The following is a 14,239-nucleotide window of genomic DNA, read 5'->3' on the forward strand; positions in this document are numbered from 1 at the left end:
CGGCTCTCGCCTTGTCCAGCGTGCCGGGACGCGCGGGAATTCCCGTTCCGGCCGACCGCTCTCCCGGACGGCCCGCCCCGCGACCCGCCCGGCAACACGCTCGGGGGCCGTCGCCGACCGCTCCGGACCATGATCGCACCCGGGGGTAAAACCCCTGTTCACGGGCGTTCAACAGCCCCGTCCGGGGCGCGCGGTGGCGGCCCGCGCCGACATTCGGGTGCCGCGAAGTGACGCACCGCCTTCTGGCGGGTATCGTCCTCTCGCTGCCTCGCATCGTCGCGTCGTCGTCACGTCGTCCGTAACGCCGTCGATCACGACCCGGATCGCTGCTCGGGCAGACACCCACGACGCATCTTGCCTTCACCTGGCCGCCTGCTTCCCTTCGCGCACTCGTTACCTCTTCGGCCATTTCGCGGACGCACACTGTCCCGCTCGCTCTTCCCGCCGGCCCGGTCCGAGGATCCGTGTCCGTTCCGGCACCCTCGCCGCCCGTTCCGGGCCGCCGCTCCGCCCCATCCGACCGGAATCCTCCGGCGCACACGGGTACCCGGAGCCGGAAACCGGGCCGGGGCGAACCCCTCGTCCACCGCAGCCCGTGCCGCACCCCGGCGCCGGATGCGCCCTACGACCGATGAAGGACCAAGGTTCCGTGCCAGCACCTGTCTTCCTCACCGGCCGCACCGTTCGGTTGGAGCCCCTCGCCGCCCACCACGCCGAGGCCATCGCCGCGGCCGGCGCCGAGGACCGTACGACCTATGCCTTCACCCCCGTCCCGCACGGTCCGGAAGCGGCCCGCGACTACATCGCGCGCGCCCTCGCCGACCAGGCCGCGGGCCGGTCGCTGCCGTTCGCGACGGTGAACGTCGCCGACGGCCGGGTGGTCGGCTCCACCCGGTTCCTGGAACTCGACTACTGGCAGGGCCCCATGGTGTGGCCGCCGGTGCCCGGCGTGCCGTTCGGTGATCCGGCCACGGCCGTCCCGGACGCCGCCGAGATCGGCAACACCTGGCTCTCCCCGCGCGCCCAGGGCACCGGCATCAACACCGAGGCCAAGCTGCTCATGCTCCGGTACGCCTTCGAGACCTGGGGCGTGCAGCGGATCTCGCTGCGCGCGGACGCCCGCAACCTGCGCTCCCGGGCCGCCATCGAACGGCTCGGCGCGACCTCGGAGGGCGTCCGCCGGGCGCACTCGCGCGGGCTGGACGGGGTGGTGCGCTCGACCGCGTTCTACTCGATCCTGGACGACGAGTGGCCGGCCGTGCGCGACATCATCGAGCTGCGGATCGCCGCCGCCACCTCGCCGAGCGCCCCGGATCCGGCGATCAACCAGGAGTGTCTTAGACAGGGCGGCAGTGGCGCCGGGCAGCTGATGATCACCGCCTGAGCCGGGGCCCGGGCAGTCACAGCGGCTCGAGGTGCGAGGCGTCCGCGGAACCCGCCCGGACGCTGCCCGGCTCGGGGAACGCCCAGCCGGGCAGCGGTTCGCGGGCGGCCAGCCAGGCGGCCGGGATGCCGCGGGTGCCGGTGTGCGCGGCCACCACTCCCCCGGTGATCGCGGCCACGGTGTCCATGTCGCCGCCGGCCGCGATCGCCTCCCACACGGCGGCCCGGTAGTCGGTGAGGTTGCGGGCCGCGCACCACAGGGCGTACGGGACGGTGTCGGCGGCCGAGGTCCGGCTGCCGTTGCCGAGCAGTCGGGCAACGGCCCGGGCATCCGGTTCGGCGAGCAGTCGGACGGCTTCGGCGAGCGCGTCGCGCAGGACGCCGTCCGGGGTGAGCTCGACCACCGCCTCCAGGAAGGCCTCCGGCGCCATCGGCCCGGTCCGCGCCCGCACCGCGTACGCGGCGGCCACCGCGACCGCGATCGTGCCGTCCACCGCCTGGGGGTGGGTGTGGGTGATCACCGCGGTGTCGGCGGCGGGCCGGACCACCGCGGCGGGGTCGTCCGCGTACGCCGCCCCCAGCGGGGCGACCCGCATCGCGGCGCCGTTGCCGTACGAGCCCTGGCCGTCGAAGAGTTCGGCGGCCAGGGCCCTGGCGTCGCCGCCCTCGCGGACCAGCCGGAGCAGCCGGTTGGCGGCCGGGCCGTAGCCGCGGTCGAAGTCGTGGCGGTGGGCGAAGGCGTGGGTGAGGTCGAAGGTGTCGATCGCGCCGCGTTCGCGCTGGGCGGCGTACACCGAGCAGGCCATCTCGGTGTCGTCGGTCCACGGCCAGGGGCCGGGCGGTTCGGTGCGGGAGGCGAAGTGGGCCCGGGCGGTTTCCGGGACGAAGAACTGGGCGCCGAGAGCGTCACCGACGGAGAGGCCGTTGAGCGCGTCCAGCGCCGGGCCGTTGGGTTCGGTCATCATGTGCCTCCCAGCACAGCGGATCGCCTCCGATTCGTCAACACCGTTACCGGAACGCCCCTGACGAGGGATGTTTCGCATACCTCCGATCCGGGCGGGCAGCACCGGGGTATGACCCGCGCGCATCCGCTCGACCCCGTCGCCCTGCTCGGCGCCGACCAGCAGCACATCGCCACCCGGGCGCAGCTGCGCCGGCTCGGCGTGCCCTCCGGCACGATCGCCCACCGGCTGCGGCCGGGCGGGCCCTGGCAGCAGGTGCTGCCGCGGGTGATCTGCCTGCAGAACGGGAGGTTGACGAGCCATCAGAAGCTCCGGGCGGCCCTGGCGTACGCGAGTCCGAAGGGCCGGCAGGAGCAGCCCGGCGAGGTGTTGCTGACCGGGTTCGCGGTCCTGGCGGACGCCGGGCTGCCGAGCGCCGGGCACCCGGCCGACCTGACCGAGGTCGACGTCCTGATCCCCGGCCAACGCCGGGTCAGGGAGCGGGAGTTCGTCCGGATCCACCGGTCGTCCGGGGTGATGCCGGGCGGCTTCGAGCGGGACGACGGGCTGTGGAGCGCCCCGGTCGCGCGGGCGCTGGCGGATCTGGCGCCGAGGGAGACCGGGCAGCGCCGGTTCCGGGCGCTGTGCGCCGAGGCGGTGCAGCGGCGGCACTGCGAACTCGGCGAGCTGCTGGACCAGTTGCTCGCCCGGCCGGGGGCGCTGGCACTGCCGCAGGTGGCCCGGGTGGTGGAGGACCTCACCGCCGGGGTGCGCTCGGTGGTGGAGGGCGAGGCGCGCGAGCTGCTCGCCCACGCGGGGCTGCCGGAGCCGTTGTGGAATCCGGTGCTGTTCCTGGACGGTCGTTTCCTGGCCGTGCCGGACGCCTACTGGCCGCACGCCTGCGTGGCGCTGGAGATCGACTCCCGCGCCTACCACCTGCGCCCGGCCGACCACGAACGCGGGCTGGCCCGCGCCAACCGGCTGGCCGGCGCCGGCCTGCCGGTGGTGCGCACCACCCCGGTCCAGCTCCGCCGCGACCCGGCGCCGGTGCTGCACGAGCTGACCGCCCTGGTCACCACCGGCCCGCACGGCCCGCACGGCCGGGTCAGCTGGCGGCGGGCCAGGTGAACCCGGCGGTGCCTCAGGCGTGTCGGGCGCCGGCCGCCTCGGCGGCGGCGACCAGCCGCTGGAGCTCGGCGAGGTGGGCGGCGAGGGCGGCGCGACCGGCGGCGGTGGCGGCGAGCCAGGTGCGCGGGCGCTTGCCGACGTACCCCTTCTTCACCGTGAGGTAGCCGGCTTCCTCCAGGGCGGTGGCGGCCTTGCTGAGGACGGAGTCGGAGACCTCGCAGTGGTCCCGGACGGCGCCGAACTCGGCCTCGCGGCAGGCGCCGAGGAAGGCGAGCACGGTCAGCCGGGTGGCGTGCTGGAGCAGCGGGTCGAGGGCGGCGGGCATCAGCCGGCCTCCTGGGAGCGCCGGACCCGGCGGTTGAGCCGGTCGGTGCCCACCCAGAAGGTCAGGCCCGCCGCGAGCCCGGCGGCCCCGCCGATCCAGCGCGGGCCGCCGCCGGCCTGCCAGGCGAGCAGCATCCCGGCCGCCGACGCGGCGCAGACCGCGAGGACCGCGAGGGCGATCGGGCCGCCGATGCCGTCCGGCACGCCCCGGCGGACGATGCCGTCGCTGCGCACGGCGACCCGGGCGAGGACACCGGTCAGGGCGGCGAAGCCGCCCGCGAGCACGGCGATCAGGACGAACTGCCCGGTCTCGATGACCTGGCCGATCCCCAGGCCGTAGGCGGAGAACGCGAAGGCGAAGGCCGGCCCGTACCAGCGGGGCACCTCGCCCGGTCGCCGGGCGGCCGCGCCGGCCCGGTCGGCCAGGCGCAGCGCCTCGGCGGCGGACAGCGGCGGGGTGGGAACGGAGTCACTCATGCTTCCCCCTCGGAAGTGACGGTGGCTCCACTCTGCCACCATCTTTCCGAGTTGGAAAGTACTTTCCGAGAAATCGCCGCTCAGCAGCGCGGGTCGATCTCCTGGAAGGTCGCGTAGTGGTCGGCGGACCAGTACTGCTCGCCCGCGCCGCCGGTGACGACCCGTCGGGTGCCGCGGTCGTTGGAGCCCGGGGTGACCACGGTGAACTCGTGGTAGTAGCCGTTGCCCTTCTTCGGCAGCCGGCTCTCGCGGTTCTCGAAGACGATGCCGTCCCGGTTGTACGGGTAGGGGCCGCCCTTGGCGATCAGGCCGATGGTGTCCTGGGCCTGGCTGGGGAGCTTGGTGCGGCAGACGTCGGCCAGCGCCGGGTCGGCGGGCACCCAGGTGCCGGCCGCGGAGGGGGCGCCGCCGGCCGGCGGGGACGGCTTGGGCGCCGAGGGCTTGGGGGCCGTGGCGCCCGCGGTGGTGGTGGCGCTCGCGGCGGCCTTGGGGTGGCTGCTGCCGCCCTTGCCGGCGAGCAGGTAGCCGACTCCGGCGAGCACGGCCAGGATCAGGACGGCCACGACGACGAGCGGGCTCTTGCTTCTGGTCATGCGGTCCAGCTTGGCAGGCGGCGGCGTCCACGCGGCCGTGTCACGTACGCCGGTTCTCCTGCGCCGAGCTCCGGTGTACGCCCTCCCGACGGGAGGGTGAGCGGTCAGTCGTACCCGCGCGTGAGTAGGGGATGCCTACCCTCTCAGCGCGAGTCGCTGCCCGCCGTCTCGATGGCGGCGCGGCCTGCCTCCAGGCGCGCCACCGGGATCCGGAAGGGGGAGCAGGAGACGTAGTCCAGCCCCACCTCGTGGAAGAAGTGCACCGACTCCGGGTCGCCGCCGTGCTCGCCGCAGACGCCGAGCTTGAGGTCGGGGCGGGTGGCCCGGCCGGCCTCGACGGCGTGCTTGACCAGCGAGCCGACGCCGTCCCGGTCGATGGTCTCGAACGGGGAGACCCCGAAGATGCCCTTCTCCAGGTAGGCGGTGAAGAAGGAGGCCTCCACGTCGTCCCGGGAGAAGCCCCAGACCGTCTGGGTGAGGTCGTTGGTGCCGAAGGAGAAGAACTCGGCGGCCTCGGCGATCTGACCGGCGGTCACCGCGGCGCGCGGCAGCTCGATCATGGTGCCGAGCTTGATGTCCAGCGGGACGCCGGTGGACTGGACGACCTCGGCGAGCACCCGCTCGCACTCGTCGCGGACCAGCTCCAGCTCCTGGACGGTGCCGACCAGCGGGATCATCACCTCGGGGCGCGGGTCCCCGCCGGCCAGCCTGCGCTCGGCGGCGGCCTCGGCGATGGCCCGGACCTGCATGCCGAACAGGCCGGGGATGACCAGGCCGAGGCGGACGCCGCGCAGGCCGAGCATCGGGTTCTGCTCGTGCAGCTTGTGCACCGCCTGGAGCAGGCGCAGGTCGTTCTCGTTCGGGTCCTTGCGGGCCTCGGCGAGGGCGACGCGCACCGACAGCTCGGTGATGTCCGGCAGGAACTCGTGCAGCGGCGGGTCGAGCAGGCGCACGGTGACGGGCAGCCCGTCCATCGCCTGGAAGAGCTCCAGGAAGTCGCCCTTCTGCAGCGGCAGCAGGGTGGAGAGGGCGAGCTCGCGGTCCTTGTCGTTGTCCGCGAGGATCAGGTGCTCGACCTCCTTGCGGCGCTCCTCACCGAGGAACATGTGCTCGGTGCGGCACAGGCCGATGCCCTGGGCGCCGTAGCGGCGGGCGCGCCCGCCGTCCTCGGCGTTGTCCGCGTTGGCCCGCACGGCGAGCCGGCGGCGGCCGTCGGCGTGCGACATCAGCCGGTGGACGGCCTGGACCAGTCCGCCCTGGACGTCGGCGCCGGCGTGCAGGGTGCCCTCGAAGTACTCGACCACGGGGGACGGCAGGACGGGCACCTCGCCGAGGTAGACCTTGCCGCTGGCGCCGTCGATCGAGACCACGTCGCCCTCGTGCACCACCAGGCCGTCGGCGGTGGTGAACTTGCGGGCCTTGGTGTCGACCTCCAGCTCCTCGGCGCCGCAGACACAGGTCTTGCCCATGCCGCGGGCGACGACGGCGGCGTGCGAGGTCTTGCCGCCGCGCGAGGTGAGGATGCCCTCGGCGGCGATCATGCCGTCCAGGTCGTCCGGGTTGGTCTCGCGGCGGACCAGGATGACCTTCTCGCCGGAGCGGGACCACTTGACGGCGGTGTACGAGTCGAAGACGACCTTGCCGATCGCGGCGCCGGGCGAGGCCGCCAGGCCCCAGCCGATCTGCTTGGACTCACCGGTCGGGGCGAAGCGCGGGAACATCAGCTGGGCCAGCTGGCCGCCGGTGACCCGCATCAGGGCCTCGTCCAGGTCGATCAGGCCCTGGTCGACCAGCTGGACGGCGATCCGGAAGGCGGCCGCGGCGGTGCGCTTGCCGACCCGGGTCTGGAGCATCCAGAGCTTGCCGCGCTCGATGGTGAACTCGATGTCGCAGAGGTCGCGGTAGTGGTTCTCGAGCTTGTGCATGATCGCCATCAGCTCGTCGTACGACTTCTTGTCGAGCTTCTCCAGCTCGGACAGCTGCAGCGTGTTGCGGATGCCGGCGACGACGTCCTCACCCTGGGCGTTGGACAGGTAGTCGCCGTAGACGCCCTGGGCGCCGGTGGAGGGGTCGCGGGTGAAGGCGACGCCGGTGCCGGAGTCCTCGCCGAGGTTGCCGAAGACCATGCTGCAGACGTTGACCGCGGTGCCCAGGTCGTTCGGGATGCGCTCCTGGCGGCGGTACAGCCGGGCGCGGTCGCCGTTCCAGGAGTGGAAGACGGCATGGACGGCGAGGTCCATCTGCTCCCGCGGGTCCTGCGGGAAGGCCCGGCCGGTCTCGCGCTCGACGATGCCCTTGAACACCTCGACCAGTTCCCGGAGGTCGGAAGCGTCCAGGTCCAGGTCGTTGACGGTGCCCTTGGCGTGCTTGGCCTCGTCCAGGGCCTCCTCGAACAGCTCGCCCTCGACGCCCAGCACGGTCTTGCCGAACATCTGGACCAGGCGGCGGTAGGAGTCCCAGGCGAAGCGCTCGTTGCCGGACTGGGCGACCAGGCCGACCACCGAGGCGTCGGAGAGGCCGATGTTCAGGACGGTGTCCATCATGCCGGGCATGGAGAACTTGGCACCGGAACGGACGGAGACCAGCAGCGGGTTGTCGGCCTGGCCGAGCTTCTTGCCCATCTCCTGCTCGAGGGCGTCCAGGTGGGCGCTGATCTCCTCGTGCAGGGAGGACGGCTCGCTACCGGTCTCCAGGAAGACCTTGCAGGCCTCGGTGGTGATGGTGAACCCCGGAGGGACGGGGAGCCCCAGATTGGTCATCTCGGCCAGGTTCGCGCCCTTGCCGCCAAGAAGATCCTTGAGGTCCTTGTTTCCTTCGGTGAAGGAGTAAACAAACTTCTGCTGGGACGGCACGGGTCGGTCTCCTCGTACGCGGTTGCCCTGACGCCGGAGAACATACCCATTTCGAAGGCACTTCTCTGCCCTGAATAGGCCACACGAGGCCGGTACCCAGCGGTAACCCGATAGATCGAATGTGCATAAAGGTGTTCACCTCTGTTGGCGAAATCGTCCCCTTGACGCGAGTAAGCGTTCAAGTCTTGAAGGCGGGGAAACAGGAAGATCGCCCGATTCGGACGCTGGGTAGCGACCGCGGGTCGGTCGCGTTGCCCCGGCTTGATTTCCTGCACCCGGATCGGCCGATCGGCGTCGAACCGGCTTCGGGAAGCGTTTCACGCTCGACCTGTCCATTCCGTCCACTGACCGACCGTCACCCGCTCCGGCGTGTGGCAAGCGTCACCAGTCCGTCTCACGGCTCGAACGTAGGACGCCTGCGCCAATCGTCGCACTGCGTCCAGGAACGTGCTCGTTCCGTGACATCGGGACGCCGAAAAGGAGCCCTCCTGTCCAGAATGGACAAGAGGGCTGGGACCGGGTGGCCAGCGGCCCCGAGGGGCCTAATTAGACGGATCGGCTAGATCATCCGCCGGAGGTGTCCGATTCGGCGTCCTCGCCCGGTCGGGCGCAGTCGTACGGATCGTCCAACCAGCCCTCCGGCAGGACCACCCGGCCGTTGCCGCTGGTGCGCCCGCGCGGGCCGTCCGCGCCGATCGGCCAGGTCTGGGTCTGCTCCACCTGGGCGAGGGTCCCGGCCAGTTCGGCCAGCGAGGAGGAGTTCGCCAGCCTCACCCGCAGCTCGGAGCCGACCGAGAAGCCCTTGGTGTACCAGGCGACGTGCTTGCGGAAGTCGACCACACCGCGCGCCTCGTCCCCCAGCCACTCGCCGAGCAGCTGGGCGTGGCGCACCATCGCCCGGGCCACGTAGCCGAAGTCGGGGCGGGCGTGGTCGACGTCGCCCTCGAAGATCGAGACCAGGTCCTTGAACAGCCACGGGCGGCCCAGGCAGCCGCGGCCCACCACCACGCCGTCGCAGCCGGTCTCCCGCATCATCCGCAGCGCGTCCTCGGCGGACCAGATGTCCCCGTTGCCCAGCACCGGGACGTGCGCCGGGACGGACTCGCGCAGCCGGGCGATCGCCGACCAGTCGGCCGTACCGCCGTAGTGCTGGGCGGCGGTGCGCCCGTGCAGGGCGATCGCGGCCACGCCCTCCTCGGCACCGATCCGGCCGGCGTCCAGGAAGGTCAGGTGGTCGTCGTCGATGCCCTTGCGCATCTTCATGGTCACCGGCAGGTCCCCGGCGTTGGCGACGGCCTCGCGCAGGATCTCGCGCAGCAGGTTGCGCTTGTACGGCAGTGCCGAGCCGCCGCCCTTGCGGGTCACCTTGGGGACGGGGCAGCCGAAGTTGAGGTCGATGTGGTCGGCCAGGCCCTCGTCCGAGATCATCCGGGCCGCCTTGCCGACGGTCACCGGGTCCACCCCGTACAGCTGGATCGAGCGAGGCTTCTCGCTCGGGTCGAACTTGATCAGCTGCATGGTCTTGGCGTTGCGCTCGACCAGCGCCCGGGTGGTGATCATCTCCGACACGTACAGGCCCTTGCCGCCGCTCTGCTCGCGGCACAGGGTGCGGAACGGGGCGTTGGTGATGCCGGCCATCGGCGCCAGCACGACGGGCGGCCACACCCGGATCGGGCCGATGTCCAGCGGCGCGAACCCGGTCTCGGTCGCGGTCGCCGTCTCGGGCGCGGTGGGTGCGGGCGTGGCTGTCATGCGCGGCTGACCTCGGGGCGAAGGGGACGGGACTCTCCATTGTCCCCCACCCGGGTGAGCCGCCCCACCTACTCCGGATCCTGGCGGTACCCGATCTCCAGGGAGCCCGAGCCGACGTCGGCCTCCAGGCTCCTGCCGCTGGCGGCGTCGCCCAGGGCCGGATCGATGGAGCTGCTGCCCGAACCCGTCCCGCCGTTGATCCGGTAGCGGCTGTCCTTCGGCACCCGCACGGTCACCGAGCCGGAGCCGGTGCTCACCTTGACGTCCTGCGGCGCCGACCGGAAGGTCAGGTCCACCGACCCGGAGGTGCTGGACACCTCCGCCTGCGCCGAGGAGAGGTCCCTGCCCTGGGTCATCCCGGAGGTGGTGCGGGCGCGGACCGGGCCGGACAGCCCGTGCAGGAGGATCGAGCCGGAGGTCCCGTCCAGCCGGACGGCGCCGCTGAGGTCCGACACCTCGACCGCCCCCGAGGTCACCGTGCCGGCGACCTCCGTCCCCGCGGGCACCTCCAGCTCGATCGAGGCGCCGCAGTTGTAGAAGGGCAGGGAACGCCGGCACTCCACGCCGACGGTCATCGTGTCGCCGACCACATCGGCGCGCACCCGGGGCTCGGAGACCGTCCAGTCGAGGTTCTTGCTCACCACGACCCGGCCCTCCACCCCCGGCCTGACCCGCACGGAGGCGCTGCTCGTGGCCAGCTGCAGCTTGTGGACGGCGGTGACGAACGTCTGCTGCTCGGTCCGCGACTGCCGGGCCACCAGGGCCAGGGTCTGCGCCCCGCCCATGACCACCACGAACACCACGGAGAGCACGCCGGTGATCCGCCACGCCCTGGTGGACCGCGCGCTCACGTGATCTCCAGGAAGCGCAGCACCGCCATCACCCGGCGGTGGCTGTCGTCGGCCGGCGGGAGGTCCAGCTTGGTGAAGATCGAGTTGATGTGCTTGGCCACCGCGCTGTCGCTGACCACCAGGGCACCCGCGATCGCCGCGTTGGAACGGCCCTCCGCCATCAGCGAGAGCACGTCCCGCTCGCGCGGGGTCAGCTTCTCCAACGGGTCCCGGTGGCGGCGCACCAGCAGCTGGGCCACCACCTCCGGGTCCAGCGCGGTGCCGCCCTCGGCGACCCGCTGGAGCGCGTCCACGAAGTCGTCCACATTGGCCACCCGCTGCTTGAGCAGGTAGCCGACGCCGCTGGTGTTGGTCGACAGCAGATCCGCGGCGTACCGCTCCTCCACGAACTGGGAGAGCAGCAGCACCGCGGTCTCCGGCCACTGCTGCCTGATCACCATCGCCGCCTTGACGCCCTCGTCGTGGAAGCCCGGGGGCATCCGCACGTCCGCGACCACCACGCCCGGGCGGTGCTCCTCGACCGCGGCCAGCAGTTCGACGGCGTCCCCGACGGCGGCCACCACCTCGAAGCCCACCGCCTCCAGGACCTTGACCAGGCCGACCCTCAGCAGGACCGAGTCCTCGGCGATCACAGCACGCACGGCAACTCCACGGTGATGGTGGTGGGGCCCCCGAGGGGGCTGAGAACGGACAGCGTCCCGTCGACCGAGGCGGCGCGCTGGCGCAGACCGGTGAGCCCGGTGCCGCGCGAGGCGTCCGCGCCGCCCACGCCGTCGTCGCTGACGACCAGGCGCAGCCGGCCGCCGATCGTCCGCACCGAGACGTCGGCCCGCTCGGCCCGGGCGTGCTTGGCCACGTTGGTGAGCGCCTCGGAGACGGTGAAGTAGGCGACCGCCTCGACGGTCGGGGCGATCCGCTCGGACAGCTCGACGTCCAGCCGCACCGGCAGCGGGGCCCGGGCGGCGACGCCGGACAGCGCCGCGTCCAGCCCGCGGTCCTCCAGGACCGCCGGGTGCAGGCCGCGGACCAGGTCGCGCAGCTCGTCGATGGCCGCCTGCGCCTCCTCGTGCGCCGCGACGATCACCTGCATGGCGTCGGGCGGGCACTCCTTGAGGGTGCGCCGGGCCAGGCCCAGGTTCATCGCGAGGGAGGTGAGGCGCTGCTGGGCGCCGTCGTGCAGGTCCCGCTCGATCCGGCGGCGCTCGGCGTCCACCGCGTCCACCAGGCCGGCCCGGGACTCGGCGATCTCCTCGACCCGGCGCTCCAGCTTCTCCGCCCGGTTGGGCCCGAGCAGGAGCTGCGCCGCGCGGACCTCCAGCCGGGCGGCCAGCGCCGTCGCCCAGGGCGCCGCCGCCAGCAGCAGCACCCCGAACACCGTGAGCGCCACGTCCAGACCGGCCAGCTCACCGCGCAGCCCCGCCTCGGGCGGCAGCAGCCACACCCAGGCGTACAGGGTGGTCAGCACCAGGGCGATGCCCCAGAGGTAGACGGCGGCCAGCGCGCAGAGCGCCAGCACCGGGCCGATCAGCAGGTGGTAGCCGACCTGGCGCCAGGTGAGACCGATCCGCAGCCGGCCCAGCCGCCGGCCCGCGGGCGCGCCGGGCGGCGGCACCTCCACGCCGCGGAGGGCGCGCAGCCGTCCGCGCTGGAGGGCGGTGAGCCAGCGGGAGCAGACCACCACGGCCCCGAGGACCGGGAAGAGCAGGCTGGACTCGGTCAGCGCCAGCCAGACCGGCACGGCCACGGGTATTCCGGCGGCGATGAAGCGGGCGTCCCGCCAGGTCCCGGCCGACCACGGTGGTCGCCGAAGGCTCCTGACGAGCGCTCGGCGCAACGTGGTGGAGGGCATGCCGGACAGCGTAGGGCCCGGTGATCAACGGCCGCCATGAAGGGGGGTACCCGCCGGGGGTGTAGCTAGATACACCCCCGATTCGGTGTGGGGCACCACCGACAGGACCCCCCTCGCGACGAGAGGCTTGGGGACATGACGAGCACCGCATCGCACTCCGCCACCCCGCCGCACGGGCGGCCCGTCCCCGGGAACCACGGGGGTGTTCCCGGGGGCGCGCTCCGCCCGGCACCGGGGCCGGAGGGGACGCTGCCCGCCGGGGCCGGGCCCTGGTCGGTCCGCAGCGTCGGGTCCGGCCGCGGCCGGGCCGCGTTGGAGCTGTACCAGCACGGCGAGCTGGCCGACGTCCTGGTCGCCGCCCGGCTCGCCCCGCAACTCGTCCGCGGCGCGCGGCGCAGCCCGTCCGCCGGTCGGGGCTCGCACGTGCTCGCCTGGGGGCGGCTGCCCTCCGACGGCCGGGTGCCCTCGGTGGTGTTCACCGGCGGGCGGCGGCTGTTCGGCACCGTCCGGGCGGCGGCGGGCGAAGTGGTCACGGTGGCCGGGCAGTTCTGGCTCGCCCTGGCCGAGGGGCCGTTCGACGCGGTGCTCGTCCGCCACCCGGCGGGCGGGCCCGCCGAGCGGCTCCCCCTGGAGCGGGTGCGGAGCGAGGTCGGCGCATGAGTATCGCCCTCGTCTCCTCGGGCGCTCCGGCGTACGTGCTGCCGGAGCGGTTCCAGCGGCTGCCGCGGCTGGCCGCCTTCGGGCTGCTGCCCTGGCTGATGGTCCTGGCCGTCAACCACGAGACCCCGTGGGTGGTACTGGACCTCGCGGAGTTCGCCGCGCTGCTCTCGCTGGACGCGCTGCTGCGCCGGCGCAGCCCCGCCGCCCTGTGGGCGGGCGCGGTGGTGGCGCTGCTGCTCGCCGGGGACGCCCTGGCCGACATCGCCTGCGCCGGGCCGGGGCACGCGGTGCTCGCCGCGTTGGTGATGGCCTGCTGCGTCGAACTGCCGTTGGCGGCGGTGTGCCTGCTGCTCGGGCGCGAGGCGATACCCGGGGCGGCCGGGCGCGGGGTCGTACGTGGAGCGGCGGTGAGCCGCTAGCTCCGCGCGGCTAGCGCCGTGTCGGCAGCCGGTCCATCAGGAGGCGGGTCTCCTCGTCCAGCGGGGTGTAGCTGATCAGCCGCGTCCCGAGCCGGGGGCCGAGCCAGAAGTTGGTGTACTCGCAGCGCAGCAGGCCCACGCCCGGCACCTGGAAGCGCTTGATCCCGTTGCCCGGCCGCATCACCTCGTGCCGCTGCCACGCCTCCTCGAAGTCCGGCGAGGCCTTGCGCAGCCGGGCCAGCAGCGCCTTCCAGGCGGGCTCGGCGGAGTGGTCGGCCATCGCGGCGCGGAACCGGGCCACCATGCCGAGGCGCTCCGTCCGGTAGTCGATCAGCACGTCGCGGAAGCGGGAGGGGGTGAACGCCAGCCACATCAGGTTCCGCTCCTCCGGGGGCAGCTCCCCGAGGTCGCCGACGACGGCGGTGTACGGCACGTTGTGCGCCAGGATGTCGTAACGGGAGTTGACCGCGGCGGCCGGGTACGGCGCCAGCTGGTCCAGCACCAACCGCACGCTCGGCGTCACCGACGGGCACTCCTTCACCGGCGCCGGATCGTCCGCACCGGCCAGGGTGAACAGGTGCGCCCGCTCGCTCGGGTCCAGCAGCAGCGCCCGCGCCACCGCGTCCAGCACCTGGGCGGACACCTGGATGTCCCTCCCCTGCTCCAACCACGTGTACCAGGTCACCCCCACCGCGGCCAGCTGCGCCACCTCCTCCCGGCGCAGCCCCGGGGTGCGGCGGCGGCCGGTCAGCGGCAGGCCCACCTGCTCGGGCGCGATCCGCTCGCGGCGGCTGCGCAGGAACGCCGCCAGGTCGTGCCGACGGGCTTCGCCGGGTGTGGCGCGGTGCGGCGCGGCGTTGCCGGGGCGGTGCGGCGCGGCGTTGCCGGGGCGGGCTTGCGCGGCCGGGGTCATCAGGCTCATGCTCCCCAGCATGCGGCACGCCGCAGCCTGTTGCCAGGTACTTCTCATACCTGGATAACCACACTCTGGTACCAGGCTGGGAGGTGGC

The 14,239-nt window shown here is 73.3% G+C and carries 14 protein-coding genes; 4 read left to right on the forward strand and 10 right to left on the reverse strand.

Going from position 1 to position 14,239, the window contains the following annotated elements; genetic code table 11:
- Positions 1-649: 649 nt before the first annotated feature.
- Entirely contained in the window at positions 650-1,384 is a 735-nt protein-coding gene (locus tag ACFV8H_RS20315) for a GNAT family N-acetyltransferase (protein ID WP_380401651.1), read from the forward strand.
- Positions 1,385-1,400: 16 nt separating this feature from the next.
- On the opposite strand, the gene ACFV8H_RS20320 is transcribed toward ACFV8H_RS20315, so the two are convergent.
- Positions 1,401-2,345: an ADP-ribosylglycohydrolase family protein gene (locus ACFV8H_RS20320; protein WP_380401654.1), complete on the reverse strand. Its 945-nt coding sequence runs from the start codon at positions 2,343-2,345 to the stop codon at positions 1,401-1,403.
- Between the two features lie 111 nt (positions 2,346-2,456).
- Here ACFV8H_RS20320 and ACFV8H_RS20325 point away from each other — a divergent pair, with 111 nt between their 5' ends.
- A complete protein-coding gene (locus ACFV8H_RS20325; protein ID WP_380401656.1) occupies positions 2,457-3,452 on the forward strand; it encodes a hypothetical protein in 996 nt (331 codons plus the stop codon).
- Between the two features lie 13 nt (positions 3,453-3,465).
- On the opposite strand, the gene ACFV8H_RS20330 is transcribed toward ACFV8H_RS20325, so the two are convergent.
- The 8 genes from ACFV8H_RS20330 to ACFV8H_RS20365 all read right to left on the reverse strand — a co-directional run bounded on the left by ACFV8H_RS20330 (position 3,466) and on the right by ACFV8H_RS20365 (position 12,150).
- Positions 3,466-3,777 (reverse strand): transcriptional regulator, encoded by a 312-nt coding sequence (locus ACFV8H_RS20330; RefSeq protein ID WP_375892526.1) that lies wholly within the window; start codon positions 3,775-3,777, stop codon positions 3,466-3,468.
- Positions 3,777-4,253 (reverse strand): hypothetical protein, encoded by a 477-nt coding sequence (locus ACFV8H_RS20335; RefSeq protein ID WP_380401659.1) that lies wholly within the window; start codon positions 4,251-4,253, stop codon positions 3,777-3,779. The genes ACFV8H_RS20330 and ACFV8H_RS20335 overlap by 1 nt, the downstream gene beginning before the upstream one ends.
- An 80-nt stretch (positions 4,254-4,333) precedes the next feature.
- Positions 4,334-4,846: a ribonuclease gene (locus ACFV8H_RS20340; protein WP_380401661.1), complete on the reverse strand. Its 513-nt coding sequence runs from the start codon at positions 4,844-4,846 to the stop codon at positions 4,334-4,336.
- A gap of 143 nt (positions 4,847-4,989) precedes the next feature.
- Positions 4,990-7,698, reverse strand: coding sequence for a pyruvate, phosphate dikinase (ppdK, locus tag ACFV8H_RS20345; RefSeq protein WP_380401663.1), 2,709 nt, complete (start codon positions 7,696-7,698; stop codon positions 4,990-4,992).
- A gap of 564 nt (positions 7,699-8,262) precedes the next feature.
- A complete protein-coding gene (gene dusB / locus ACFV8H_RS20350; protein ID WP_380401665.1) occupies positions 8,263-9,450 on the reverse strand; it encodes a tRNA dihydrouridine synthase DusB in 1,188 nt (395 codons plus the stop codon).
- 68 nt (positions 9,451-9,518) lie between these two features.
- Positions 9,519-10,301, reverse strand: coding sequence for a DUF4097 family beta strand repeat-containing protein (locus ACFV8H_RS20355; RefSeq protein ID WP_380401668.1), 783 nt, complete (start codon positions 10,299-10,301; stop codon positions 9,519-9,521).
- Positions 10,298-10,942 carry a response regulator gene (locus tag ACFV8H_RS20360; RefSeq protein ID WP_380401671.1) on the reverse strand — a complete coding sequence of 215 codons (645 nt, stop codon included), beginning with the start codon at positions 10,940-10,942 and terminating at the stop codon, positions 10,298-10,300. The genes ACFV8H_RS20355 and ACFV8H_RS20360 overlap by 4 nt, the downstream gene beginning before the upstream one ends.
- Positions 10,930-12,150, reverse strand: a complete 1,221-nt coding sequence (locus tag ACFV8H_RS20365) for a histidine kinase (protein ID WP_380401674.1) — start codon at positions 12,148-12,150, stop codon at positions 10,930-10,932. Before ACFV8H_RS20365 ends, ACFV8H_RS20360 begins: the two co-directional genes overlap by 13 nt.
- Positions 12,151-12,285: 135 nt before the next feature.
- On the opposite strand from ACFV8H_RS20365, the gene ACFV8H_RS20370 reads away from it, so the two are divergent.
- Both ACFV8H_RS20370 and ACFV8H_RS20375 read left to right on the forward strand, forming a co-directional pair.
- Positions 12,286-12,810, forward strand: coding sequence for a hypothetical protein (locus ACFV8H_RS20370; RefSeq protein ID WP_380401677.1), 525 nt, complete (start codon positions 12,286-12,288; stop codon positions 12,808-12,810).
- On the forward strand, positions 12,807-13,229 hold the full coding sequence (locus ACFV8H_RS20375) for a hypothetical protein (RefSeq protein ID WP_380401680.1): 423 nt from the start codon (positions 12,807-12,809) through the stop codon (positions 13,227-13,229). Before ACFV8H_RS20370 ends, ACFV8H_RS20375 begins: the two co-directional genes overlap by 4 nt.
- Positions 13,230-13,239: 10 nt before the next feature.
- Here the strand turns inward: ACFV8H_RS20375 and ACFV8H_RS20380 are convergent, their stop codons facing one another.
- The gene (locus tag ACFV8H_RS20380) at positions 13,240-14,142 is read right to left on the reverse strand and encodes a helix-turn-helix transcriptional regulator (RefSeq protein WP_380401787.1); all 903 of its coding nucleotides are present in this window, start codon (positions 14,140-14,142) and stop codon (positions 13,240-13,242) included.
- Positions 14,143-14,239: the final 97 nt, after the last annotated feature.

This window comes from Kitasatospora sp. NPDC059827, assembly GCF_042731675.1.
Classification (GTDB): domain Bacteria; phylum Actinomycetota; class Actinomycetes; order Streptomycetales; family Streptomycetaceae; genus Kitasatospora.

Excerpts from the sequence above, each read along its gene's own strand:
- ACFV8H_RS20325 (WP_380401656.1), top strand. The coding sequence starts at position 2,457 with ATGACCCGCGCGCATCCGCTCGACCCCGTCGCCCTGCTCGGCGCCGAC.
- ACFV8H_RS20365 (WP_380401674.1), bottom strand. The coding sequence starts at position 12,150 with ATGCCCTCCACCACGTTGCGCCGAGCGCTCGTCAGGAGCCTTCGGCGA.
- ACFV8H_RS20330 (WP_375892526.1), bottom strand. The coding sequence starts at position 3,777 with ATGCCCGCCGCCCTCGACCCGCTGCTCCAGCACGCCACCCGGCTGACC.
- ACFV8H_RS20370 (WP_380401677.1), top strand. The coding sequence starts at position 12,286 with ATGACGAGCACCGCATCGCACTCCGCCACCCCGCCGCACGGGCGGCCC.
- ACFV8H_RS20335 (WP_380401659.1), bottom strand. The coding sequence starts at position 4,253 with ATGAGTGACTCCGTTCCCACCCCGCCGCTGTCCGCCGCCGAGGCGCTG.
- dusB (WP_380401665.1), bottom strand. The coding sequence starts at position 9,450 with ATGACAGCCACGCCCGCACCCACCGCGCCCGAGACGGCGACCGCGACC.
- ACFV8H_RS20380 (WP_380401787.1), bottom strand. The coding sequence starts at position 14,142 with ATGACCCCGGCCGCGCAAGCCCGCCCCGGCAACGCCGCGCCGCACCGC.
- ACFV8H_RS20375 (WP_380401680.1), top strand. The coding sequence starts at position 12,807 with ATGAGTATCGCCCTCGTCTCCTCGGGCGCTCCGGCGTACGTGCTGCCG.
- ACFV8H_RS20320 (WP_380401654.1), bottom strand. The coding sequence starts at position 2,345 with ATGACCGAACCCAACGGCCCGGCGCTGGACGCGCTCAACGGCCTCTCC.
- ACFV8H_RS20340 (WP_380401661.1), bottom strand. The coding sequence starts at position 4,846 with ATGACCAGAAGCAAGAGCCCGCTCGTCGTCGTGGCCGTCCTGATCCTG.